We start from the raw sequence: 958 nt of genomic DNA, 5'->3' as shown, positions 1-958 counted from the left end.
GTCGCTTGATTTGGGCAAGAATAACCTTGGCACCAAATCCGGCGCAGAACTTGTAGCCATCATGCAGGCCCTGCCACAAGGCCTGCAGTCGCTCAGTTTGCGCGGGAATAACCTCGGCACCAAATCCTGCGTAGAACTTTTAGCCATCATGCAGGCGCTGCCAAAAGGTCTGCAGTCGCTTGATTTGTGCGGGAATAACCTCGGCACCAAATCCGGCGCAGAGCTTGTAGCCATCATGCAGGCTCTGTCACAGGGCCTGCAGTCGCTTGATTTGAGAGGGAATTACCTCGGCACCAAATCCGGCGCAGAACTTGTAGCCATCATGAAGGCTCTGCCACAGGGCCTGCAGTCGCTTGATTTGTACGGGAATAACCTCGGCACCAAATCCGGCGTAGAACTTGTAGCCATCATGCAGGCCCTGCCACAGGGCCTGCAGTCGCTCAATTTGTGCGGGAATAACCTCGGCACCAAATCCGGCGCAGAGCTTGTAGCCATCATGCAGGCTCTGCCACAGGGCCTGCAGTCGCTTGATTTGGGCTGGAATGACCTCAGCACCAAATCGGGCGCAGAACTTGTAGCCATCATGCAGGCTCTGCCACAGGACCTGCAGTCGCTTTATTTGAGCTGGAATGACCTCGGCACCAAATCCGGCGCAGAACTTGTAGCCATCATGCAGGCCCTGCCACAAGGCCTGCAGTCGCTCGATTTGTACGAGATTAACCTCGACGCCAAATCCGACGACGAACTCATCGCAATCCTGGAGGTTTTCCGCAGTAGACCCACCGAGCTCAAGCTCAACGATTCCATCATGGATAGACCCGCGGTGAAGCGGGTTTATGACGACATCATCGGAAGGAACAGCCATAATGTTAGACAAAGAAAGTCCACGTTGTTTGGGCGCCTCTTCCAGCCCGCCATGGAGGCCTACAGCCAAGAACCGCCGTTGCACGAAGCCCTT

At 55.5% G+C, this 958-nt stretch carries 1 protein-coding gene; it reads left to right on the top strand.

Annotation, left to right across the window (positions count from 1 at the left end; all coding sequences use genetic code 11):
• A partial coding sequence (locus tag BN1094_RS18610) for a leucine-rich repeat domain-containing protein (RefSeq protein ID WP_483805284.1) occupies positions 1–958 on the top strand: 958 nt, incomplete at both ends.

This window comes from Legionella massiliensis (genome assembly GCF_000756815.1).
In the GTDB taxonomy this organism is placed as follows: Bacteria; Pseudomonadota; Gammaproteobacteria; order Legionellales; family Legionellaceae; genus Tatlockia; species Tatlockia massiliensis.
Note: the sequence above shows the minus strand (reverse complement) of the source record. Positions and strands in the feature narration are given on the sequence as shown.